The 2,910-nt window shown below is 75.9% G+C and carries 4 protein-coding genes; 2 read left to right on the top strand and 2 right to left on the bottom strand.

Annotated features, from left to right (window positions below; translation table 11 throughout):
• Positions 1 to 289 (top strand): substrate-binding domain-containing protein (locus AB0K37_RS41495; protein ID WP_363991545.1); only part of this gene is annotated, 289 nt, incomplete at its 5' end.
• An 83-nt stretch (positions 290 to 372) separates the two neighbouring features.
• On the top strand, positions 373 to 813 hold the full coding sequence (locus AB0K37_RS41490) for an Lrp/AsnC family transcriptional regulator (protein ID WP_345183031.1): 441 nt from the start codon (positions 373 to 375) through the stop codon (positions 811 to 813).
• Here AB0K37_RS41490 and AB0K37_RS41485 read toward each other — a convergent pair whose 3' ends face one another.
• Complete coding sequence (locus AB0K37_RS41485) at positions 814 to 1,749, bottom strand: TIGR03619 family F420-dependent LLM class oxidoreductase (protein WP_363991542.1); 936 nt, start codon at positions 1,747 to 1,749, stop codon at positions 814 to 816.
• A 111-nt stretch (positions 1,750 to 1,860) separates the two neighbouring features.
• Complete coding sequence (locus tag AB0K37_RS41480) at positions 1,861 to 2,838, bottom strand: BadF/BadG/BcrA/BcrD ATPase family protein (protein WP_363991540.1); 978 nt, start codon at positions 2,836 to 2,838, stop codon at positions 1,861 to 1,863.
• Positions 2,839 to 2,910: the final 72 nt, after the last annotated feature.

The raw sequence follows: 2,910 nt of genomic DNA, 5'->3' as shown, positions 1-2,910 counted from the left end.
CGAGGGCCCGGCCCTCATCTACACCCGCCCCGAGATAGAAGCGCTCATCCTTGGAGCCAAGGACGGCGACTTCGACCATCTCATCGCCTCCCATATCGACGTCGCGTGGGCGGAGCTGTGCGATCCGCCCCTGACCGCCGTGGCCAGGCCCGGCCACGACATCGGCTACCGCGCCTGCGAGCTGCTGCTGCGCGAGCCCGCCCGGCGCGGCAGGGGAGGCCCGGTCGTGCTGCCGACGGAGCTGGTGGTGCGCGGTAGCTGCGGGCCGCTGCGCTCCGCGCGCCGGTAGCGCTGCGCTTCCGCCTTTGCGGGAAAGCCGATCCGTGATCGAACGGGGCCCGCGCACGGGCTCCGGCGCGCTAGATTTCCCGCGTGGAGGAGATCGATCGTCAAATCATGGCCCTGCTGGCCGATGACGGGCGCATGAGTTTCACCGATCTGGCCAAGGAGACGGGCCTGTCGGTGTCGGCGGTGCACCAGCGCGTCCGGCGGCTGCAGAAGCGCGGCGTCATCAAGGGCTTCGCCGCCCAGCTCGACAACCGGGAGATCGGCCTTCCGCTGACCGCCTTCGTGTCGATCAAGCCGATCGACCCGGCGGCCCCCGACGACGCCCCCGACCGGCTGGCGCACCTGCAGGCGATCGAGGCGTGCCACTCGGTGGCGGGGGAGGAGAGCTACATCCTCAAGGTCCGGGTCGCCTCGCCGAACGAGCTGGAGGACCTGCTGCAGAAGATCCGCGCCGCCGCCAACGTCGCGACGCGCACCACGGTCGTGCTCAGCACCCCCTGGGAGGCGCGGCGGCCGCCCCTGTAGTCAGGACCCCGGCGCGAACGCCTCCAGCGCCTCCAGGGCGCGGTCCAGCGACGCGTCCGGATCGGCGTCCGGCCCGGTGATCTCCGGATCGAAGTTCAGGTCGAGGAACAGCTCGGTGACGCCCTGCCTCGCCAGCGCCCCGAAGTCGCCGCGGATCTCCTCGAGGGAGCCGGTGAGCGGGCGCCGCTTTTCCCGTCCCGCGGGGCGGACCCGGACCGCGCCCCGGCACACGAACCGCAGCGCGGACGCGTCCCGCCCGGCCTCCTCGGCCGCCTCCCGCACCACCTCCACGGAGCGGCCGATCGCGGCGAGGTCGGCGCGGCTGGAGCTGACCCAGCCCTCGGCCAGCCGGCCCGCGCGCCGCAGCGCGGGTTCGGCGCCGCCGCCCAGCAGGATCGGCGGCCCGGACGGCTGGAGCGGGCGCGGGTCCATCGTCACGGGCGGGATGTCGTAGAACTCGCCGTGGAATCGCGCCGCGTCCCCGGGTCCGCCGGCCCACAGGGCGCGCAGCGCGGCGACGAACTCCTCGGCGCGGGCGCCGCGGCGCTCCATGGGGGCGCCGACCGCCGCGAACTCCTCGCGCATCCAGCCGATCCCGAGGCCGAGGTCCAGGCGTCCCCCGCTGACGTGGTCGAGGGTGGCGGCCTGCTTGGCGAGGATCGGGGGCGCGTAGAACGGAAGGTTCACGACCGCGACGCCGAGCCGCGCCCGGGAGGTGTGGGCGGCGAGGTAGGCCAGGGTGATCAGCGGGTCGGGGACGTTGCGGTAGGTGAGGTCGGTCGACCCGGCGGGGTTGAGGACTCGCTGCAGCGTCCAGAGCGAGCGGTAGCCGAGCTCCTCGGCGCGCCGCGCCACCGTCACCTGGTTGCGCGGGGTCGCCCACGCGCCGGACCCCGGCACCGCGAACCCGATCTCCACGGCGTCCCCCTCCCGCACCGCCGGAACCTTACAACGTCAAGGGCGGAGGTCGTTCGGCGAGTCGAGACGCTCCGGACCGTCCGTCCAACGCCATGGTAGGCATCCCGGCGGCGACGGCCCGACCGCGGGTCAGCGGCGGCGGAACGCGGTGCGCAGGGCCGCGTGGGCGGACGGCGGGGCGGCGACGTGGTCGAGGGCGAGGAGCGCGGCGCCGAGCAGCGGGGGGTCCTCGGGGACCAGCAGGCGGGCGCGGGGGGCGAGGTCGGCGTAGCGGTCCGCGACCGCTTCCATCAGCAGCGGCCGGCGGGCCGCCAGGACCCCGCCGCCGAGGACGACGTCGGCGGGGGTGTCCAGCAGGTCCAGGCGGCGCAGCGCGACCGAGCCGAGGATCGCCACCTCCTCCGCAAGCCGGAGCACCACGCCGCGGGCCACCCGGTCGCCGGCCTCGGCGATGTCGAGCAGGACGGGCGCCAGGGCGGTGAGCCGCCCCCGGTCGATCTCGCGGAGGTGGAGGGCGAGGCCCACGTCGATGGCGCGGGCCAGACCGAAGTGGGCGGCGACCGCGGTGGTCAGCGCCGTCTCCGGTCCCCGGCCGTCCTCGCCGCGGATGGCGTGCCACAGAGCCGCGCGGCCGAGCTCGCCGCCGCCGCCCCAGTCGCCGGTGTGGGCGCCGAGGGACGGGAACCGCGCGGTGCGCCCGTCGGGGGCGACGCCCGCGCAGTTGATGCCGGCGCCGCAGACCACCGCGACGCCCCAGCCCTCGGTGACGGCGCTGCGCAGCAGCGCGAACGTGTCGTTGCCGACCGTCACGCTCGGCGCGGCGCCCCGGGAGAGCAGGAGCTTCTCCAGCCGCTCGTCCTCGCCGGGCAGGTCGACGTTGGCCATGTAGGCGGCCAGGTGGACGACGCCGCCGGTCCGGACCCCGGCGTCCCGCAGCGCCCTGCCGATGTCCGCCGTCAGCGCGTCGAGGGCGGCGTCGAGCCCGGCGGCCTGCGGGCGGAACCCGCCGCCGCGCACGGTGGCCAGCAGCTCGCCGGCGGTGGTGGCGACGGCCGCGTCGGTCTTGCTGTTGCCGCCGTCGACGGCGACGAGAACGTCCGCGGCCATCAGGCGGCCCAGGGCAGGTGGGCGCGGTTGGCGGCGACCAGGACGCGGGCGAGGCGGTCGGCCGCGTCCGCC

Source organism: Actinomadura sp. NPDC049753 (genome assembly GCF_040674655.1).
GTDB classification, from domain to species: domain Bacteria; phylum Actinomycetota; class Actinomycetes; order Streptosporangiales; family Streptosporangiaceae; genus Spirillospora; species Spirillospora verrucosospora.
The sequence above is the reverse complement of the archived record's forward strand: the minus strand, read 5'-3'. Positions and strand labels throughout refer to the sequence as shown.